This window comes from Lysobacter sp. Root690 (assembly GCF_001427785.1).
Taxonomy (GTDB): Bacteria; Pseudomonadota; Gammaproteobacteria; order Xanthomonadales; family Xanthomonadaceae; genus Lysobacter.
Genome location: NZ_LMHM01000002.1, coordinates 130,817 through 150,311 on the forward strand (window position 1 = coordinate 130,817; position 19,495 = coordinate 150,311).

The 19,495-nt window shown below is 61.3% G+C and carries 15 protein-coding genes and 1 tRNA gene; 5 read left to right on the forward strand and 11 right to left on the reverse strand.

The annotated features are described in order from the left end of the window. Window positions 1–61 precede the first annotated feature (61 nt). From ASD86_RS04495 to ASD86_RS04505, 3 genes are all read right to left on the reverse strand, one after another. Window positions 62–1,909 (reverse strand): SLC13 family permease, encoded by a 1,848-nt coding sequence (locus tag ASD86_RS04495; RefSeq protein WP_056107430.1) that lies wholly within the window; start codon window positions 1,907–1,909, stop codon window positions 62–64. A gap of 142 nt (window positions 1,910–2,051) precedes the next feature. Further along, entirely contained in the window at window positions 2,052–2,792 is a 741-nt protein-coding gene (gene trmB, locus ASD86_RS04500; protein WP_056107434.1) for a tRNA (guanosine(46)-N7)-methyltransferase TrmB, read from the reverse strand. A gap of 1 nt (window position 2,793) precedes the next feature. Beyond that, complete coding sequence (locus ASD86_RS04505) at window positions 2,794–3,588, reverse strand: thiazole synthase (RefSeq protein ID WP_036106745.1); 795 nt, start codon at window positions 3,586–3,588, stop codon at window positions 2,794–2,796. A gap of 402 nt (window positions 3,589–3,990) precedes the next feature. On the opposite strand from ASD86_RS04505, the gene ASD86_RS04510 reads away from it, so the two are divergent. Next, window positions 3,991–5,238, forward strand: coding sequence for a phosphatidylinositol-specific phospholipase C1-like protein (locus ASD86_RS04510; protein WP_082578064.1), 1,248 nt, complete (start codon window positions 3,991–3,993; stop codon window positions 5,236–5,238). A 230-nt stretch (window positions 5,239–5,468) separates the two neighbouring features. On the opposite strand, the gene ASD86_RS26385 is transcribed toward ASD86_RS04510, so the two are convergent. Both ASD86_RS26385 and ASD86_RS26390 read right to left on the reverse strand, forming a co-directional pair. Next, complete coding sequence (locus tag ASD86_RS26385) at window positions 5,469–5,666, reverse strand: hypothetical protein (RefSeq protein WP_157476133.1); 198 nt, start codon at window positions 5,664–5,666, stop codon at window positions 5,469–5,471. Further along, window positions 5,663–6,037 carry a hypothetical protein gene (locus ASD86_RS26390; protein WP_157476135.1) on the reverse strand — a complete coding sequence of 125 codons (375 nt, stop codon included), beginning with the start codon at window positions 6,035–6,037 and terminating at the stop codon, window positions 5,663–5,665. Before ASD86_RS26390 ends, ASD86_RS26385 begins: the two co-directional genes overlap by 4 nt. Between ASD86_RS26390 and ASD86_RS04515 the strand changes: the two genes are divergently transcribed. Then, on the forward strand, window positions 6,036–6,311 hold the full coding sequence (locus ASD86_RS04515; protein ID WP_157476137.1) for a hypothetical protein: 276 nt from the start codon (window positions 6,036–6,038) through the stop codon (window positions 6,309–6,311). The genes ASD86_RS26390 and ASD86_RS04515 overlap by 2 nt on opposite strands. Before the next feature lie 362 nt (window positions 6,312–6,673). On the opposite strand, the gene thiS is transcribed toward ASD86_RS04515, so the two are convergent. Then, on the reverse strand, window positions 6,674–6,874 hold the full coding sequence (gene thiS, locus ASD86_RS04520) for a sulfur carrier protein ThiS (RefSeq protein ID WP_056107437.1): 201 nt from the start codon (window positions 6,872–6,874) through the stop codon (window positions 6,674–6,676). Between the two features lie 433 nt (window positions 6,875–7,307). Between thiS and ASD86_RS04525 the strand changes: the two genes are divergently transcribed. The 3 genes from ASD86_RS04525 to ASD86_RS04535 all read left to right on the forward strand — a co-directional run bounded on the left by ASD86_RS04525 (window position 7,308) and on the right by ASD86_RS04535 (window position 11,380). Then, window positions 7,308–9,098, forward strand: coding sequence for an autotransporter domain-containing protein (locus tag ASD86_RS04525; protein WP_200957206.1), 1,791 nt, complete (start codon window positions 7,308–7,310; stop codon window positions 9,096–9,098). Between the two features lie 588 nt (window positions 9,099–9,686). Then, a tRNA-Gly gene (locus tag ASD86_RS04530) sits at window positions 9,687–9,760 on the forward strand. A gap of 123 nt (window positions 9,761–9,883) precedes the next feature. After that, a complete protein-coding gene (locus tag ASD86_RS04535; RefSeq protein ID WP_056107442.1) occupies window positions 9,884–11,380 on the forward strand; it encodes a site-specific integrase in 1,497 nt (498 codons plus the stop codon). 619 nt (window positions 11,381–11,999) lie between these two features. Here ASD86_RS04535 and ASD86_RS04540 read toward each other — a convergent pair. The 5 genes from ASD86_RS04540 to ASD86_RS04565 form a co-directional block, all read right to left on the reverse strand. Further along, complete coding sequence (locus tag ASD86_RS04540) at window positions 12,000–12,245, reverse strand: hypothetical protein (RefSeq protein ID WP_056107447.1); 246 nt, start codon at window positions 12,243–12,245, stop codon at window positions 12,000–12,002. A gap of 1,046 nt (window positions 12,246–13,291) precedes the next feature. Further along, window positions 13,292–15,013: a hypothetical protein gene (locus ASD86_RS04545; RefSeq protein WP_157476139.1), complete on the reverse strand. Its 1,722-nt coding sequence runs from the start codon at window positions 15,011–15,013 to the stop codon at window positions 13,292–13,294. 2 nt (window positions 15,014–15,015) lie between these two features. Next, complete coding sequence (locus tag ASD86_RS04550) at window positions 15,016–15,723, reverse strand: class I SAM-dependent methyltransferase (protein ID WP_162253611.1); 708 nt, start codon at window positions 15,721–15,723, stop codon at window positions 15,016–15,018. A gap of 34 nt (window positions 15,724–15,757) precedes the next feature. Further along, window positions 15,758–18,340, reverse strand: a complete 2,583-nt coding sequence (locus ASD86_RS25740; protein WP_082578066.1) for a diguanylate cyclase — start codon at window positions 18,338–18,340, stop codon at window positions 15,758–15,760. Then, the gene (locus ASD86_RS04565) at window positions 18,330–19,211 is read right to left on the reverse strand and encodes an HAD family hydrolase (protein ID WP_056107460.1); all 882 of its coding nucleotides are present in this window, start codon (window positions 19,209–19,211) and stop codon (window positions 18,330–18,332) included. The genes ASD86_RS25740 and ASD86_RS04565 overlap by 11 nt, the downstream gene beginning before the upstream one ends. Window positions 19,212–19,495 lie beyond the last annotated feature (284 nt).

Sequence of the window (19,495 nt, forward strand, 5' to 3'; positions counted from 1 at the left end):
TCGCTCAGGCGGACGGATTCGGGTTTCTAGGTGAGGCGTCGCGCTTGTTTTTTCTGCGACATTACTTGCCCCAAAACAACACATTCACCATCAACACCGTCACCACCGTATAGATCAACGACAACGGCCCGCCGATCCGCCACAGCTCCTTGCCGCTGTAGCCGGCCGGGCCGGAGATCATCGAGATCACCGGGTTCGACGCGGTCATGAAATTGTTCGAGGCCGACAGCGCGACGATCAGCGCGAACGCGGTCGGGTTGCCGCCGGCGGCCAGCGCGAGGTTGACCGCGAGCGGCACCACCACGATGGTCGCGCCGACGTGGCTGATGACTAACGAGAATAGTGTCGTCAGCAGCCCGATCAGTATCTCCAGCAGCCACACCGGCGTGCCGGTGGGCAAGCGCTCGATCGTATGCCCGGCGATCCACGCCGCCGCGCCGCTGGAATCCATCGCCCAACCGAGCGGAATCAGGCAGGCCATCAGGAACACGGTCTTCCAGTTGATCGCCGAATAGGCTTCGTCGATGTTGATCACCCCGGCGATCAACATGCCGGCGACGCCGGTCATCAGCGCGATCGACACCGGCAGGCGCGAGGACAACGCCAGCAGCATCGCCACGGCGAAGATCGCCAGCGCGATTTTGAGCTTGTGCGGACGCTGCTCGCCCTTGGGGTAATCGGTGACCACGACCAGGTCCTTGCTCGCCGCGGCGCTGGCCAGGTCGGTCCAGATGCTGTGGAACACCAGCATGTCCCCGGCGCGCATCGGAACGCTGCGCACGTTGTCGCGCAGCACGTCCTTGTCGCGGTTGATCGCCAGCAGGCTCAGGCCCGACTGCTTGCGCAAGTGCAGGTCGCCGGCGGTTTTACCGATGTAACCGGACGTCGCCGGCACCACCGCTTCGGAAATGCCGGCGCGCGAGGGATTGAACAGGTCGGCGAAATTGCGCAGGCGCGAGGACAGCCGCAGGAAATGGTTCTGGGCGAAATCGGCGACCTGCTGCTTCGGCCCCATCGCGCCGAGCACGCTGCCGACCCAGATGCGGGTGTCGGCCGGCGGCGCCAGGCGCGAGTCGTTGTCGCTCTTGAGCGCCAGCAGCAGCGGCGCGTCGCGCAAGGCTTCCGCTTCGCCCAGCGACATGCCGACCAGGGGGCTGTCGGCGGTCACGGTGAGTTCGTAGACGTCGCCCTCGATGCCGTAAGCCTTGGCGAAATAACTCTGGGTGCGCGCCGGGGTCGCGCCTTTCTCGGTGTCGTCCTTGAGCAGCTTGTCGCCGAAGAAATGGAAATACGCCAGCGACGCGGCCAGCAGGGCCACGCCGATCGGCAGCGGCGCGAACATCTTCAGCGGCTCGATCGTGGCCGCGCCCGAGGGCAGGTTGCTGTTCGCGTTGAGCAGCAAGTCGTTGAGCAGGATCAGCGGCGAATTGCCGACCATGGTCAGCGCGCCGCCCATGATGATCGCCGCGGCGATCGGCAACAGCAGTCGCGGCAGCGACAGGCCGGTGCGCGAGGACAGGCGTGAGGCGACCGGCATGTACAACGCCATCACCGACGGGTTCTGCATGAAGGAGGAATTCAGCCCGGCCACCGCGGTGGTCAGCAGCAGCAATCGCTGCTCGACGCCGTGCGCGCGCCGCAGCAACCAGCCGGCGAGGCGATTGAGCGCGCCGGTGCGGTCCAGGCCGGCGCCGAGGATCATCGTCGCGATGATGCTGATCACCGCGTTACCGGAAAAGCCGTTGAACAGTTCGTCGGGCTCGACCAGGCCGGACAGGCCCAGCAACACCAGCACGACCAGGGCGACCACGTCGGCGCGGATGCGTTCGAACAGGAACATCGCCATCGTGAACACCACCAGCCCGAGAACGAGCTTCATGTCGGTGGTTAGCGCGAGGGCGGTGTCCATTTAGGGCCGGGAATCGGGAATGGGGAATGGAAAATCGGAACAGCCAGGGCAAGAGCAAGGCACCGCAGCACTACCGAATTCGGCACCGACAACCTGTCGCGAATGTCCGGTGGCTCGCATCCGATTCCCGACTCCCAATTCCCTATTCCCGGCTCTTGTCGTACAGCAGATCCCAGACGCCGTGGCCGAGCTTCTGGCCCCGGGTCTCGAAATGCGTCTGTGGGCGCCAATCCGGACGCGGCACGCTGCCGCGCTTGCCCGCGCGGTTGACGATGCCCCCTGTCGCATCCAGGACGTCCCACATCTGTTCGGCATAGTCCTGCCAATCGGTGGCGAGGTGCAAGCGTCCGTCGTCGGCGAGCTTGCGCACCAGCAATTCGGCGAACGCCGGCTGCACCAGCCTGCGCTTGTTGTGACGCTTCTTATGCCACGGGTCCGGGAAATAAATCCGGACCTCGTCCAATGAACCGTCGGCGACTTCGTTGTTGAGCACTTCGACCGCGTCGTGGTGATACAGCCGCACGTGGTCGCTGCCGTCCTCGGCCAGGGCGTTCAACAGCCGGCCGACGCCGGGCGCGTGGACTTCGATGCCGATCAGGTCGCGGTCTTTATCGTTATTGGCGGCGAAACGCAGCGCATCGCCGTTGCCGAAACCGATTTCAAGCACGCGCTTGGCGCTGCGTCCGAACACTGCGTCGAAGTCGCGCGGCGAGCCGTGGTAATCGATACCGAAGCGCGGCCACAGTTCGTCGAACGCGCGCTGCTGGGCCGGGGTGAAGCGGCCCTGGCGCAGCACGAAGCTGCGCACCTGGCGGCGGCCTTCCTCGACCGTGAACGGCTTGGGTGGGGACTTGGCGCCGTCGCTGGCGAACGGATCGGTCATATCAGCCGATCAGGCCATCGATGGGGCTCGACGCGCTGGCGAAACGCTTGCGCGGAATGCGCCCGGCCTTGAATGCGGCGCGGCCGGCCTCGATCGCCAGTTTCATCGCATGCGCCATCAGGATCGGATCGCGCGCGCCGGCGATGGCGGTGTTCATCAGCACGCCGTCGCAGCCCAGTTCCATCGCGATCGCCGCGTCGGAGGCGGTGCCGACGCCGGCATCGACCAGGATCGGCACCTTGGCGTTCTCGATGATCTCGAGCAGGTTGTACTTGTTCTGCACGCCCAGGCCCGAGCCGATCGGCGCGGCCAGCGGCATCACCGCGACGCAGCCGATTTCCTCCAGGCGCTTGGCCAGGATCGGGTCGTCGGAGGTGTAGACCATCACGTCGAAGCCGTCCTTGACCAGGATTTCGGCCGCGGCCAGGGTCTGCACGACGTCGGGGAACAAGGTGCGCTGGTCGCCGAGCACTTCCAGCTTGACCAGTTTGTGGCCGTCGAGCAGCTCGCGTGCGAGGCGGCAGGTGCGCACCGCGTCGTCGGCGGTGTAGCAGCCGGCGGTGTTGGGCAGCAGGGTGTAGCGGTCCGGCGGCAGTACGTCGAGCAGGTTCGGCTCGCCCGGGTTCTGGCCGATATTGGTGCGGCGGATCGCGACGGTGACGATCTGCGCGCCGGCGGCCTCGGTGGCCCGGCGGGTTTCGTCGAGGTCCTTGAACTTGCCGGTGCCGGTCAACAGGCGCGAGCGGTAGGTTTTGCCGGCGATGACCAGCGGATCGGAGAAGGCGGTGTCAGTCATCCGGCAATTATGGCTGATCGCCGGTGAACATGTCCGAGCCGGGAGCGCGCCGGGCGGGGCTGTTCTGGCCTTTCCGCCATCGCGTTCTGCCCGGGCTCGCAGGCCCGGCTTGGCCGAATCTGGCCGCAAAGTCCCTTCGTCTGTCACCGGGGTTTAAGCGTTCGCGCGCAGCATTGGGTGCAGCGGTCGGGCTCGCGCCGGGCTTTTGGACGAAGCCGGCAGGCCGTGGGGCTCGCTTTCGGTCTTGTGGAGGATGCCGAAGCCTCGCGTCTCGATTGCGTCGGCCGGGCCGGTCGATCGGCCTCATCCGCGCACCGAGTTGGCATGGTGCGGCGGTTGCGGTCATGCCGCGCTGAGGTTCCAGCCGTGAGCGTATCGTTCGTTTTTTTAGCGAAGGGCCTTATGCGAATTTCCAAGCGGAATCGGCTGTGCGGCGCATGGGCGAGGGGCCTGCTGTCGGCCTGTCTGTTGACGGCGGGCATCGCGCAGAGCGCGATCGCGCAAACGCCGGCCCGAGCGCAGACACCCGGCTGCATCCTCGATGCCACCGGCGCGGCCCAGGCCGGTCCCGACTGCGCCGCGGCCTGGATCGATCGCAACCTGCGCCTCAACGACGTACAGGCGATCGGCACCCACAACAGCTACAAGCTCGCGATCGCGCCGGACGAACTCGCGGCCCTGCGCGCGCGCGACCCGGCCGGCGCCGATGCGCTGGACTACGCGCATGCGCCACTGCACGAGCAACTCGAACTGGGCATGCGCAGCCTGGAACTGGACCTGTACTACGACCCGAAAGGCGGCCGCTACGCGCATCCGCGCGGCGCGACGGGCCAGGGCTACGGCGACGCCGGTCCATGGAACCGCGAGGTAGCCGCACGGAAGCAGCTGCCCGGGTTCAAGGTCATGCATCTGGCCGATGTCGATTTCCGCAGTCAGTGCACGGTGTTCGTTCAATGCCTGGAGCAGATCCGGGCCTGGTCGCAGACCCATCGCGATCACGCGCCGATCCTGATCCTGATCAACGCCAAGGACGGCAAGGGCGGGACGGATTCGACCTCGCCGCTGCCGTTCGACAGCCGCGCCTTCGATGCGCTCGACGCGGAAATCCGCTCGGTGTTCGCCGCCGATGAATTGATCACGCCCGACCGTGTGCGCGGCGATGCGGCGAACTTGCGCGCGGCGGTGCTGGCCGGGCGATGGCCGACCCTGGCCGAGTCGCGCGGCAAGGTGCTGTTCGCGCTCGATGAAGATGCGCGCAAGGTCGCGCTGTACCGCGGCAAGCGCCGCTCGCTGGAAGGCCGCGCGATGTTCGTCAACGGCGATGAAAACGCGAGCGATGCCGCTTACCTGACCCTCAACGATCCGATCGCGCAGGGCGAGCGGATCGCGCGCGCGGTCGCCGCTGGCTTCCTGGTGCGCACGCGCGCCGACGCCGACACCGCCGAAGCCCGGCGCAACGACCCGCGCCGCCGCGAAGCCGCGTTCGCCAGCGGCGCGCAGTACATCTCCACCGATTACCCGAAACCCGACCTGCGCCTGAGCCGCTACCGGGTGACGTTCCCGCGCAGCGAGGTGGTGCGTTGCAACCCGCGCCGCGCGCCGGAACGCTGCGGGCAGCGCGCGATCGAGGCGGCCGAGAAGCACGATTGATAACCCTCGGCGACGCGCTTCCGTCGCTCGATTGATCTGTGCCGGGTAAGAGCCATCCGTGCTTGTACTGAAAGGCAGTGCGGTATCGGCTCGCGTTTGAGTCGATCCACCGCCGATGCGCATGCGTATGCATCCTGCGTTTCGCGCATTCGCGTCGACGAGGCATGCGATCGCATGCGTTTCTTCGCGAATCGCATGCGACCTTGGTCGCGAATCGGATGATGGTTTGATTAAAAGATTTGATCGAATCGATAGGCGAAAGCTTTGCGTACGACCGATCGTGAGTCCCGCAGTACCGGACTAATGCTGCTTTTTGCGTGGAATTTATTGATTTTCAGGCACACGATCGTGCTCGCGGCGCGAAGCGCCCGATTTCGGGCGATCGGATGGGTGACGTCGTCGCTCCCTGGATTGTCGATGGCGATCATCGGTTTTCGATAATCGGCTTGTAATTGGCTTCGCGCGGATTCGAGTCGACGCGATCGGCAATGCCGCGCGCTGCGCGAACCGAAAGCGCGAGCTGCATAAAAGATGTGTCAACGAAGCAAGATTGCGGTAATCGAAGCGTGATTCGTAGCGGCAAAAAATACGAGATTTCGATCTTCGCAAGCTCGCTTCGCATGGCGATGCGGCTCGCGCGGTTTTCCGCGCTCGCAGCGCACGCGCTCGCCGAATTGCCTGCAAATGAAACTTTTTTCGCGTGCTGTAATCCGGCCGGCTTTCGTTCTCGGCACGAGATCGATCGCGAACCGGCCGATATCGGTCGGCTCCCCCGAAAAATCCTAAAGGAGCGTTCCATGCGTATTTCCCTTCGTGCGGCAGCTTTGTCTCTTGCGACCGTGTGCCTGTTCGCGGCCGGTTCGGCCTCGGCGGCCGATTCCTACACGATCAACCTGGGTACCTTCCAGGGCGACTTCGACGAAGACGCCATCGCCCTGGCGAACAGCGAGTTGACCAATGCCTGCGTGGCCAATGGCGACACGCCGGGCCCGATCACCATTCACGGCATCGGCCGCGACGGCTGCAACTACGTGAGCTTCGTGGACGCCACCATCACCTGCCATCGCAAGTGAGTCGTCGGCGTTGAGGGATTCCCGTCGCCGGAACATCGGCGACGGGAAGGTGGATGCGGCGCGTTGCCGGTTATCGGCGAATGCGTGTCATGTGCCGCGTGCTTTGCACCGGTCGGCACGCTCGTTTCAATTCAGGTCGCGACGTGGCTGGCATCGCGCGCGACTCGTTGCATATCCGCGGCTCGCTCGGGTCGGATGCACGAAGTCTCGTGCAAGGGGTTTAAGCCGCGACGATTTTCGGCGCCAACAACGCAGCGGCGGGGCTCTGAGCCCCTTCCACGAAACATCGAAAGCTGATGCCGGCGGCCGCGCGCCGCGACAGACGACCGGGTGGTTATCGCGAGATCGCGACAGAGCCCAACTCAACCACCGCCCAAGGCGTGCACGATCTCGACTTTGTCGCCTTCGTTCAAGGCCGTGTCGGCATGGCGGCCGCGCGGCACGATCTCGCCGTTGATCTCGACCGCGACCCGGCGTTCGCCCAGGCCTTCCTCGCGCAGCAGTTCGACCAGCTTGATCGGCGCGGCGAGTGCGCGCGGTTCGCCATTGAGCAGAATGTTCATGCCGATATTGTTGCGTGTACCTCGCGCGGCGACCAGCCTTTGCCGCAGCGGGCGGTTCGCTCATCGTCGCGCGGGCCACCGGCCCGATGCCGGCCGGGCCCAGCCACGGCGTCATCGCTCACCTGTGACGTCTGGCCCCGGCACGCGGCGTCCGCGAGGACCATAATCGCGCCGCCGGGTCCGATCGCGGCGCTTGCGGCCGCCTGCGGCCGCGCGCCGCCGCCCAGGAATCGGCGTCCCGGACCGGGACGTTTGCCGCGCTGCGCCTTGCTTTGCTCGCGTGGCACATGTTTCGATTCAGCCATCCGGCGGCGTATGTCGAGCCGCGCGGAGACTCATCCGGCGTCCGATCGTCCTCGCCAGGACAGGTCGGACGCCACCACCGCTACTTATCAATGCAGGGAAGTTAATGATGAAACCCGTTCGCACCGCGCTGGCCGCCGCCCTCGTGCTGGCCGCCGCCCCGGCCTTCGCCCAGACCTATTCGCAGACCGTCTTCATCGGCGACAGCCTGACCGACTCGGGCCACTTCCGCCCGGCGCTGATCCAGGCGGTCGGCCCCAACGGCGCGCTGATCGGCCGTTTCACCACCAATCCGGGTCTGGTCTGGGCGGAGTACGTCGCCGACTACTACGGCACCAACGCCAACAGCGATAACCAGGGCGGCACCAACTACGCCGTCGGCGGCGCCCGTACCGGCGTCAACACCGCCGGCGCGCTCGGCCCGATCCCGTCGCTGACCACCCAGACCACCAACTACCTCGCCGCCAACGGCGGCCGCGCCGATCCCAACGCGCTGTACACCGTGTGGGGCGGCGCCAACGACCTGTTCGCGGTCGCGGGCGGCGCGCCGGCGCAGGCGACCATCACCAACGCGGTGACCGCGCAGATCGGCGTGATCGGCGCGCTGCGCAACGCCGGCGCCGAATACATCCTGGTGCCGACCATTCCCGACCTCGGCGTGACCCCGCAGTTCCGCGCCGGCGGCGCGGCCCAGCAGGCCGCGGGCACCCAGTTGGCGACCACCTACAACACCGCGCTGTACGGCGGCCTGGCCGCGACCGGCCTGCGGGTGATTCCGCTCGACACCTTCAACCTGCTGCGCGAGATCACCGCCAACCCGGCGCCGTACGGCATCACCAACGTCACCGGCACCGCGTGCAACCCGCAGATCACCGCCTCCTCGGTGACCTGCAGCCCGACCAACACCATCCCGGGCGCGGCCGAGAGTTATGCCTTCGCCGACGGCGTGCATCCGTCCAGCAAGGCGCACAAGATCCTCGGCGACTACGCCTTGTCGGTGCTCGAAGCGCCGCGCTTCATCGCCCTGCTGCCGAACTCGGCGTCGACCACCGGCCGCGCCCGCGCCGACCAAGTCGCCAACCATGTCGCCGGCGCCCAGGACGGCGACGGCACGCGTTGGTGGGGCAGCGTGCGCGGCGACTTCCAGCGCTACGGCCACGGCGATCTGTACGACGGCGCCGGTCCGGCGCTGACCGGCGGCGTCGACTGGACCAGCGGCAAGCTGGTGGTCGGCGGCTTCCTCGGCTACGGCCAGCAGAAGCAGGACTTCGGCCTGCGCAACGGCGACTTCGACCAGAAAGACACCAGCATCGGCGGCTTCATCGGCTGGTACGGCGAGCGCGCCTGGATCAACGGCCAGTTGAGCTACACCAAGCTGGACTACGACATCGACCGCAACGCCAACCTCGGCCCGGCGACCCGCGTGCATCACGGTTCGGCCGACGGCAAGAACGTCACCGCCGCGCTCAACGGCGGTTACGAGTTCGGCGAAACCTTGCGTCACGGCCCGGTGATCGGCATCTTGGCCCAGCGCATCGACGTCGACGGCTTCGCCGAAAGCGATCCGAACCTGGCGACCTCGCTGGCCTACCCGGACCAGTCCTTCGACTCGCTGATCGGCAGCGTCGGCTGGCAGATCAACTACACCCACAGCGAAAGCTTCCGTCCGTACGCGCGCCTGACCGTCGACCGCGAGTTCGAAGACGCGCCGAAGAACGCCTACGCGCGTCTGCAGACCGTGCCGGGCCTGGGCGACTACGCGGTCAAGGGCCGCGAGTTCGACCAGGACTACGGCACCTTGCTGTTCGGCGCGCGCACCAAGCTGTTCGGCCTGGACGCCAACCTGGGCGCCAGCGTCACCGTCGGCCAGGAAGGCGGCAACAACGCCACCGTGTTCGCGCAGATCGGCAGCGGATTCTGATCGCGGCGCGGTCGCTGTAGCGATCGCGTTTGCTTAGAGGTTTGCGTTGTAGTTGAAGAAACCGGGCCGAAGGGCCCGGTTTTTTTATGAGCGGCGATCCAGTTGGTTGTGCGTGGCGATCGGCTTGAGAGCTAGCGGCGGCGAGTCGCGATCGGGCGGGAATCAAGAGCGGCGAGGCGATAAGTCGCGGGTCGATCGCGGATCGGCGGTTTTGGCGAAAGTGTTCTAGGTGGTGCTTCGGTCGCTGTGCTGTGCGGCCCTGGTGGTTATGTTCGGAAGCGATAACCGCTGAAAGCATCTAAGCGGGAGGCACGCCTCAAGATCAGATCTCCCGGTAGGTTTCGATCCGATCAAAGAGCGTCGGAGCTGAAGCCCGTCCAGCAGACCTCGTACGCCCGCGAGATCGGGGCCGCAAGGAAGGGAATCGCGAGGAAAGGGAGGCGCGAGCAAAGGGAGTCGCGACGCCGGCTGCCGCCATGCGCCCGGGAACGTCTCATCCGCCCCGGCCGCGCCGAACAACGCCCCCCGGTATCCGCATCGCCGCACCGCATTGCCACCCGCGTTCGGGCCGAATAGACTGGTCCGCAAGCGGGTGTAGTTCAATGGTAGAACTGCAGCTTCCCAAGCTGCTAGCGTGGGTTCGATTCCCATCACCCGCTCCATCTCGTTCACCCGCTCCTTTCTCAACCTTTGCTGCGCGTAAAGCGCTGACTTGCAAAGGCTCCTGCGGACCTTCGATCCCGATCGCGGTGCCTTCCACGAGGTATCGCCGAAGGTATCGTTTTGTGCCGAAGCCCTATTTCCTGTCCCGACCCGCCGGGCTCTACGTCCGCTTTCGGGTGCCCGAGGACTTGCGTCTCAGAATCGGCTTGCGCTTCGTCGTGCGTTCGATGCACGGGCTGCGCGGGGACGCCGCCCGCTTGTCCGCGGCCCGCCAAGCTGTGGCACTCTCAGCCGTGTTCCATCGCCTACGGAAGGGGGATGACGTGACCGGATTCGATCCGAAGAAGCTCATCGACAGCGCCCAACGGGCGGCCGCCGACGGCACGCTTCGGGAGTGGACGGCGACCGGCGTGCGGATCGGTGCTGTGGACTTCGGCGCGGTCACGACCCAGGGGCCTCAAGACACCCTGGACTTCATTGAGGCCATGAAGGCGGCGGCCGCCATCGCGCCGTCGATGCCCATGCCTGTTTCTGCTCCGGTCGCTCCCGTCCCGGAGCCTATTGCTCCCACGGGGCCGCTGCTGTCCGAGGCGATCGCCGATTACCTCAAGGACCTCGAGTCAGCCAAGCGCGATCCCAAGACGGTGTTGGAAAGCCGCCACAGCCTTCGGATCCTGCTCGGGGTGGTGGGCGACGTTGCGGTCGGTACGCTCTCGCAATCGCACGTGCGCGCGTTCTTTGACGCCGTGCGGCATTGGCCGAGCAACGCCACCAAGCGGCCGGAGTACCGAAGCCTCAGCGTGCCGGAGGTGCTGGTGCTGTCGAAGGCCCGCAAGGAGCCAGAACCCGCGGCGCACACGCTCAACAAGCATCGCCAACGCCTGTCGGCGTTCGTGCAGCCGCTGTTGGCCGCACGGGTGATCTCGCACAACCCTATGGCGGGCATCGTGCGCATGAGCGCCCACGCGGCGAGTGCCGAAGTCGAGACCGGGCGGCCGTTCACAACGGCGGAGTTGCAGGCCGTTTTTGCGCCATTGGCCTACCTGCCATGGGCCAAGAAGTATCCGCACCGCTATTGGGCGCCGATCCTTGGGCTCTACAGCGGCGCCCGAGTCACCGAGGTGGCGCAGCTCTACGTCGACGACATCGAGACCGTGGAAGGCGTACCCGGCTTTCACGTCAACCGACGTTTCCCTGGGCAGAAGATCAAGAACGCGCAGTCGCGTCGGTTCGTGCCGTTGGCGCAGCCGGTGTTGGACGTGGGGTTTCTGAGGTTCGTCGAAGAGGCGCGCAAGGCGGGTCAGGCGCGGCTGTTCCCGGATTTGCCCAACGGAACGGGGCTGGGTTTCGGGCGGCAGCTGAGCCGGCAGTTCTCGGCCTACATCAAAAAATGCGGCGTGGTGGAGGAGGGCATGGGATTCCACGCGTTCCGCCACACGTTCGCAACACTGTTGAGCGAGGCGGGGGTTGAGACCACGGACATTGCACGGTTGACCGGGCACCTGGACGGAAAAGCGCAGGGGTCGGTGTTGGAGAAGTTCTACATTGATCGCAAGACGCTGCCGTTGCGGGTGGCGACGTTGGCTAGGTTTACACCGGCTGTAGGTATGCCTACTTAAGTTACTTTTTACTGCGAAAAAGAGAGCGCTTGAGACCTCGGTGTAAGCTATTGTTGGCTCAAGTTTAGTTTAAGTTTGCATGCGGAGTGGCTAATGAGCGAGTCAGTGCTAGTCGAGTCGACGGTGTCAGCGGACAGCGGAATTATCGTCGTAGAGGTAACTGTATACGATAATAGGGGTGTGCCACTTTCGGAAGGTCTCCAGCCAAAAGCGCGTTACTACGTTATTGATACGAATATCCCTAGCCCGAGGGTGTGCCATACCTGTAGCAGTCTTGGTGAGGCGTCTGGCTGGGCTGAGGGTGTGGGGCGAAGAGTGTTGGAGGAAGGAGAGATTGATGATTATTTTCTCCGGGAAGCATTTAAAGCAGGTTACCCGCGCATACCGGGTGGCGCAGGTTTGCCCTTGCGCCCGGTAAAAGTAACTTGTATGTATTCAGGCAAAGTATCAGTCAAGCAGTTCACGCATCGATGGATTGTGGCGAGTGCAGAGCTTGGTGATCTTCTGCCTTTGAAGTTTCTCTTTGGCCTGGAAAATAAAGCGCAGTTAAAAAAATGGTTTCCTGGGTCTCATGACGACGATAGCGTCCCATCTTCAGGAGCAAGTCCTGATGGGCCGGCTACCCGCCGGCGTCGTGGTCCTGGGGGGCGATAGGGTAGGGGCCAGGCATTCGCTGCTGAGGTGCATTGGTAATGTCTTGCTCTTGCCAAAGAATGGATTGAATCGGCGCCCAATGGAGGCGGTGGTCTATCCAGTGGTGCAAGCAAATCTGAGTGGCTTCGTCTGCCTCTTTTTTTGCAGCCTCGGCCGGCAACCGGGCTAATGCTGCCAGGAACGCTTGATTCCAGAACTCCTCGATCTTCATCAGTCCCTCGTCATCAACTTGAACGGTGCTCTTGATAACAGGGGTTCAAAGTTTGTCAAGGGGGCATTTGTCAAGGGTTGTAGCTTCTACCGAATCTCTATGAAGAGCTGCGCAGAGCGTTGCAGCCTAATCGTAAGCTGTGGCAAAGATCCTATCTATCAAGTGTCTCCGGCTGACGCCGACAATGCTTCCGTAGTAGCTTTCCGCTTTCCTGCAGCCAGTTGGTTGATGCCGCCATGAACTTTTCCCACCGCCGCAGCTGCGGCTGGCTCTGCTGGTCTGCCTCCTAAGTCGTTGTGGCCATCTCCGACATGGCGGAGCAACTGCGCCAGCGGTATTTCTAGATCCTTGGCAAATTGAAACATCACGCCCAGTTTGATGGTGATCGTCTAGCTTCGTATCGGTTATTCCGTATAGCGGCGGCGCCCTTATCCATAACCGTGTGGATATCTGCTTGGCATTGGTTCTAGCGCGCAACGCGCAGGCTTCAGTCGAGCGCTTGAAAAAGATGCCGTCGGGCTAGTAGGTTCAACGAACTTGTTCACGCCTGAGATTGTCCAGCACCGCGAACACAAATGCGAAGAGCCATCCCTGCCTGCTGTGGCGATTGCTACTTGGCAGAGGCGCTGGGGTCGACAAGGCACGCTACATTGCATAGCGGAATGGGAGGCGGGAAGATAATGGCTTCCTTTTGGACGTCGGATCTAATCCGGCAGTTGTTGAGTGCGGAGAGAGCACTAAACCCCGAGGCATCCTCAAATGCTGATGTGCTGATCTGGTTGGTTATGGCGCCTCTATATATACGATCCCAACACGCTTTATCGGGAGTCGTTGCAGATGGGAATGGGGAGCAGGTCAGTAATTCCGAAGCCGAGCAGAAGTAAGGTGCTGATCGAGAGCTGGCGGCAGATCTACAACGAGCAGTGGCTGTATAGTGGCCACTGATATATGCCGCCGGCGACCATGCACCGAAATTGGATCGGACCCCCAAACTCACAGTGTGAGCGGTTACGTAGTCCATACGCTGGCTACCGCTTGCGGGTTCTTTAGCTAGCCGGACGCAGATGAATCGCGTACTCGACCACCCGTTTCTGGCCACGTTTGCCTTGGGCTTTGTAGCTGTGGTCCATGCAGAAGACATCTGCAGTCTTTGCATGATCTTTTAGGCGTTCAAGCGTCCCATTGACCGAAGCAACTCCCGAATTGGAGTAACTCCACAGACAGTTCCAGCCTCGAGACAAACAAGCTTGGATCGTCCTGGCGATCTCGGCTTCCATAAGATCTGCGCGCCGTCCACTGAACTTTGACGCAAATCGCCCCGCAGAGCCGCGCTTCGGCAGGCGCCCTTTCCCGGAAACAGCCTGCGGCTCATAGCGCACTAGTGCTTCGAGGACATGGTAGTAGCGGCTATACTCGTCACGAGTGTAGGGCGGATCGATATAGACGCAAACGGGCCCACGACCGCAGCTACGCGCGACCGCTTGAATTGCGTCCTCCCAAGGCCCCGCAACCAATGACACCGCGTGCTTAACATTCTCGCTTTCGCTAGCCAGGCTTGTTAATCGGGTGAAGAACTCATGGGTGACGGATAGCGAGCGCTGCTTGAGTGCTTCCGATATGTCCCCTCGAGACTTCCCTGAATCGGATATGTCAAGCTTCGGCTGAGCAAAATGACCTCCATAGGTGTACGCGCAGGCGCTGGCAGCACACACGAGAGCTCCGAGAGCCCACCTTCTCTCCAGCTCGTCTGGCAAGTCCGAAATTGACTGCCGGAGGCAATCGAGCTCCGCGGCCTGTCGATCGCCGAAAAAGACGCCACCATAAAGGTGTCCGATTAGCCTGCCCGAGCGATGCGCTGCCTCAACGGCTTCGAGGCTGCCAAGGTTATCGGTATCCCAAATCATCAAACGCTTTTGAAGTCGATGCAGAATAGTATCTGTTACGCCGACTGTAAGCTCGGAGTTCACGAGTTGGCTTTCGCCGTCAATAGCGCGGCGCACCTCGTCGCCGAGGCTGTTGAACCTGCGACGAGCGCCGTGGATCACGCGCTGTGCGATTTCTACGCCGCGGGTATAAGTCATTCCGCCGGCTTGAACCAAGCCGAGTAAGCGGCAGAACTTCTGCGCGTCCGACGCGATGGTTGGGAACTGTTTGGCGAACGCCGACGCCATTACGCCCGATCCGCACATCAGATCGACCATGGTGGTGTCGGAGGATTCCGTGGCGTCAACGATATCGAGGAACTGGCTGGCAAGCGCAGCTTTGGAGCCCATGTAGTTCGCTGACCGCGAAAACAATGCGCTACGACTGGCCGCGAAGTTCTTATAACGCTCAACGCTCTTCGCCGAGATCGCATTTAGCGCAACGTTCAGCGAATAGGCGCGATACCCATCGATGTCCACCTCATTCCAACTCGAGCATGGCAATTGGCCGGTAGAAGCGGGCTGATCCAATAGCCACAATGGCAGAAGTTGCATCCACAGCGAAGATGCAGGTGACGAAAGTGGAGCGGCACCTTGCGTCAAGCAAGAGGAAGCACCAAGCTCAGCAACTAAATGGGGCGTAAATAGATCATCTGGAAGTTGCGGTCCGACATTCCAATCGAATTGGACCGCCGTTAGCTGCTTGAGCCTATCGTACTGGGAGGTGGTGATCCAACTCTCACCTTGGCGCGTAGTGATGGACGGAAGAAGGCCGCAAGAATCCCATAAGGTTTGTTGAGGATCCGAGGCGTCGAAGGGGCGAAGAAGATAACCCAGACCGCTCATGTTCAGCCCATTTTTACAGCCACGATCGGGCCGAAGGAAGAATGACTGAATTGTCCCGCAAGCTCAAGCGCGCTGGACCGCAAGCATGCGAAAAAAGCGGCTAGGCCGATGCCTTTATGAAAGTTGAGAGCCCAGACACCGCCAGGCTTTAGGTTACACTGTACGCCTGCCAGAGTCTCGGCGAGGTCGCATGTGTAATGCATCGTGTAGGCACTTAACGCGACATCGAACCGCGCGGATCCTGAAACGAACTCATCTCGCGACATCACCGTCATACCAGCAGAAATCGCCGCTTTAGCGGCAATATCGCTGATGTCGTAGCCGACGAGAACTTGTGCTGTGTGAGCCACGTCCGAGCGAAGGATAGTGCCTGGCCCGCAACCTACATCTAGTACGGCGGTTGGGGTCGGGACTTCTCGGAACTGGTTCGCGAAGCCGTATAGATACTCGTAGCAAGCCAGGTTTCTAGTGGTTTCGATCTCATTGCTGTACCGATCCGTAAGCCAGTCGAAGAATGCGCTGACCACGACTCCTTGTGCTTTGTCATTATCGGCGTTGACAAGGTGATACTCCTCGAATATGCGCGTCCACTTTCGGCCATTCCCTTGTGAGCTTTCCAAAAGCGTGCGATCCGCACTTTCGAGGATGCAGACGTCGTCTGCCAGGTACACAAGCGCCGCCCTACGATCTGTCAACAGTGCTTCGATCAAGCTATCCGATGGGGACAAGACCAAGCGACTAGGCTTACTCACTTGATTCGTCCACTATGCGTTTAGCAATTCGATGATGCACGCCGTCTGATCGCATGTGTAGGCTAAGTGCGATGTACGTCAACTCACCCAAGCGGAACGGCGTCGCTTCCGTACCAGGTTGTTCATGGTTAATTTGTTCCAGAAGAGATTTTGCTAATGCGGTTGAACCATAGAGGCTGTAAGGGAGCCCAATAAAAGCCTCGACGGTGCGCCAGACAAAAACCCAGTCGACGGTCTTCTCGACTGACGAACTATTAATTCGCGGGGAGGCCCAGACAGATACCAATCCTGCTGGAGACGGATTCCCATCGGCGGCCGGAAAATGAGGTACGACCAAGCACGCCCGTCGTGTCGATCTAGGGCCTTCGCCCGAAAAGCACGCGAGCAACTCTTTCTTGAATGCAATCAACTGATTGTTCGATGCTAGACCCCTGTTGATCAGGCCGCCCTCGCTCAGAAGTACGTCTTGTGCGTAGCGATTCATGTCGTCTTCTTGCTCTCGCAAGTAGCCAGGCACCGCAGGCGCATTTGGCGTCTCGAGCGTGAGTTTGAAGGCGACAAGCTCTCGAAGCGGCTGGCGCGCATCATCCGTAGAATCTCGAGTCACCGCCTTGCGCAGCGTGTCAATGATGATTGGGTAGGCCTGAGAGGCAGACCGGCATCGCAAGCCATCAGTGGCTTGCAATGGTCCCAGTTTCAGCATCTCTCTTGCGAGCGGCTCATTCTCCAACTGTTTCTCGGGCGATTTTGGCTTCGGTGGCGCGCTTACTACCGGGGCAATTTTATAGAGTTCATTCACGACGGATTTGGCGTCGTCGAAGAGGATTGTGTTAGTTTTCAGTTGCGGCTGCAGTCCACGCACCTTACTGGAAGGGACGTTAGCTAGGCGAGCAATCTCATCCTCAGACCAAGGCTTCATACCTTGCAGTCGACTCACTGTCTCGCTGTTGCGCGCCGCGCCCCAAGCGAATACATAGATCAAATCCGGGCCAGTGGTGGCAACCTCACACACCTGCGCGAGCGCAGCCTGCCAAAAGTCGGGTAAACCGCCCCCAGAACTCGGTCTGTCATCGACGATGACGACCTGAGAGAACAACTCGTTAGGCAGCTTATTCAGGCCTGCAAGAAACAAGCTCTCCTGAAATCCAACTTGAATGCCCACAAGTACACATGCAGGCCGTTCAGAGCCTGGCACTTCGATTTCTACTTCATAAACGCCCGGAGCATCGTCTGCAAGATCGTCCCCCCAAACGGTTCGTGTGTTATCGACGACTGATACTTGCCTGCCATCCGCCACGAAACGGATACGGATGTCGATCGCAGCTTCGTGATTGATATTGTGCTGCGCTTTAAGAATGCCTCCGGCTACGGCCGCCGCAAGACCAATTCTGGGTATCGCTTTTGGTGCCGTCTCCTTTAGGAGGCTTTCGACGGTGAACTTCTCACTTAATGCGAGATCAAGCCACGCTTGTACGTCCCGCAGATGCTCGTCCAAGCTCTGTTTTTTATCCCCAAGATAATACTTGCAGACAGCACTTTGAACCATGCCGAGGCGTGGGTCTCTGAAAACTGCCGGCGAGGTCAAAGTATTGCGCCTCACCATAACCGCAGCGAGTTGTGCGAAGTCATCGGGAGCGATTTGAGTTGTTTCAACGTCGCTTATTCCGAAGATTGACAGCTTACCTCGGCGTTTATTTTTCTTAGGCTTTATCTGGGCCTGATCATCTGACTTCCCCTCGTGGAACTCAGCGCCTACTTCGCCTGTAAGATTTTCGGCTGGAGCCTTGGTGGCCTCCTCGGCATTGACCAACGCGCCCTCCAGTGATTCTACGCTGATCAGGCCGTGGAAGAAATTCAATCCAAGAGTAAGATCGACGTTATGGCCCCGACCAGATTGGTCTATAAACTGATGGTCTTTAATGCGTCTTCTCAGCTCGAAAAGCGCCTCCATCATGGGCAGAAGCCCTTTATCGGGCAAGATCAGGTAGTACTCATCACCGCTCGGATGAAACGGCAAGCCCCCATGTTGAAGGCAAAGATCATGGAGTTCCCGATTGACCAAGCGGATGGCGTCATTACCCCGTTCGTGACCGGCTTGGTCATTTAATTCCTTGAAGTAATCAAGGTCGCCGTACAAGATGGCAACGGTAGTATCACCTGCCCGTACGCGTTCTACAGACCTAGCGAGCTTGGCCTGTACGGACTCGGGTTTCCAGTTTGGCCCCCCCATTGATCGGACGTCATTACCCCAAAGTGCTCTCGCCAAGTCTGCAAACTTCGTTAAAAACGACTGCTCATGTTCTGTCACAGGATAGCGATCGCCTCGGACCTCGAAGCCGACGGCAGTGCTTAACGCGCCTTTGCGCAGGACCGTCTGGGGGCCCTGTTCGTCGAGGCAGCCCCATTGGTACCTCTGCCCGTGATGCTCGACCTCGACTAGTAGCCGTTTTGCGAATAAATTTTCTGCCAGTGAGTTGAGCCGCAGCGTGACTTCCTTTGGCGAGAGTATGAGAGTGCTTGCCTCGCTGATTAGCGTGTCCAACTCGTTTATCTCACGGCTTGAGTTAGCTTCCATATTCCGAATGCCTCCCTGTCCAAAGTCTTCTCGCTCGTGTGACTAAATCTAGAGCTTCGATCGCCCCTTGCGACGACGGATACGTGGTTTTGAAGCGACTCACTGCTTGTGCGCTTGGAGACGCATTCGACACACAAACGCTAACGCCGACCGCGTCTAGCAGCTCGACATCGTTATCATTGTCTCCAATCGCCATTACTCTCGAGGGCTCGATCTGCAAGCTGCGCAAAAGTGCGGCGAGCGCAGCAGCCTTGGTCGAGCCAACTGGCCGCACTTCGATAAACTTGGAGCCGCTCGCGGTGACAGATAGGCCCTCGATCCGTCTCACGGCGTCGTGAAGGCGCTTCCTAACTTCGTTATTTTCTGCCCAGAGCAGGGCGGCGACGCAACTGGCGCCAAGCGGAACCTGATCGGCCGTGACTACAGTCAAGCTATTGAATTCTCGCTCAGGAGCTTGGCCGTGTCCGATGAACACCGGCCACTCATCTTCGAGTTGACCTGAGAAATCAGCTCGCAGCCAGTAGGTTAGTGCGCTCCCACCAGTGTGCTGCACGGTGTCGCACAAGCTCCGGATAGAAGCCCCTGTGATCGCGGTATGTGCAAGCAACGCTCCGTCGCCGGAAATGACGGCGCTCCCATTATAAAGAATGAAAGGCGTAGATTTTTGCGGTGAGACGATCTGCGCCAAGCGGCGAGCTCCAGCGTATGCGCGGCCCGTGGCAACGGTCAGTGGAACACGGTAGTAGTTCAGGCTAGCAAAGAGACTGACTCGGCGTTTCCAGATTTCGGTCTCGGGCGAATCGTCAGTATGGCTAATCAGCGTGCCGTCGAGGTCCAAGACAATGAGCTTGAGCAGCGCGAAAGGCTCCATCTCTGAGAGATCCGCGAGTGCATCCGGTAGAGGGACAGGTTGACCAGTCGACGTTGGAAACATATTCTCGAAGTCGGTGGAGATTCCTACGGGTCGTATGGACGAAGCGCTACAAGGATAGTAGGGCTATGCTACCTCAGGCGGAGCCAAAATGCGTACCCGCCGTAGTGCGCGCGGTAAAGCGCCGGTGCCTAGCGGACCACGAAGTTCAATGTTGTTTTGGTTCAGTCCAAGCCGATAGGCCGGGGCTATGCCGCATGTGGCGGTGTGGGGTTAATGCAAGT

What these genes read in the sequence shown, in the direction of transcription:
- ASD86_RS04495 (WP_056107430.1), bottom strand. Translation starts at nt 1,909, where the DNA reads ATGGACACCGCCCTCGCGCTAACCACCGACATGAAGCTCGTTCTCGGG.
- trmB (WP_056107434.1), bottom strand. Translation starts at nt 2,792, where the DNA reads ATGACCGATCCGTTCGCCAGCGACGGCGCCAAGTCCCCACCCAAGCCG.
- ASD86_RS04505 (WP_036106745.1), bottom strand. Translation starts at nt 3,588, where the DNA reads ATGACTGACACCGCCTTCTCCGATCCGCTGGTCATCGCCGGCAAAACC.
- ASD86_RS04510 (WP_082578064.1), top strand. Translation starts at nt 3,991, where the DNA reads ATGCGAATTTCCAAGCGGAATCGGCTGTGCGGCGCATGGGCGAGGGGC.
- ASD86_RS26385 (WP_157476133.1), bottom strand. Translation starts at nt 5,666, where the DNA reads ATGATCGCCATCGACAATCCAGGGAGCGACGACGTCACCCATCCGATC.
- ASD86_RS04515 (WP_157476137.1), top strand. Translation starts at nt 6,036, where the DNA reads ATGCGTATTTCCCTTCGTGCGGCAGCTTTGTCTCTTGCGACCGTGTGC.
- ASD86_RS26390 (WP_157476135.1), bottom strand. Translation starts at nt 6,037, where the DNA reads ATGGAACGCTCCTTTAGGATTTTTCGGGGGAGCCGACCGATATCGGCC.
- thiS (WP_056107437.1), bottom strand. Translation starts at nt 6,874, where the DNA reads ATGAACATTCTGCTCAATGGCGAACCGCGCGCACTCGCCGCGCCGATC.
- ASD86_RS04540 (WP_056107447.1), bottom strand. Translation starts at nt 12,245, where the DNA reads ATGAAGATCGAGGAGTTCTGGAATCAAGCGTTCCTGGCAGCATTAGCC.
- ASD86_RS04545 (WP_157476139.1), bottom strand. Translation starts at nt 15,013, where the DNA reads ATGAGCGGTCTGGGTTATCTTCTTCGCCCCTTCGACGCCTCGGATCCT.
- ASD86_RS25740 (WP_082578066.1), bottom strand. Translation starts at nt 18,340, where the DNA reads ATGGAAGCTAACTCAAGCCGTGAGATAAACGAGTTGGACACGCTAATC.
- ASD86_RS04565 (WP_056107460.1), bottom strand. Translation starts at nt 19,211, where the DNA reads ATGGAGCCTTTCGCGCTGCTCAAGCTCATTGTCTTGGACCTCGACGGC.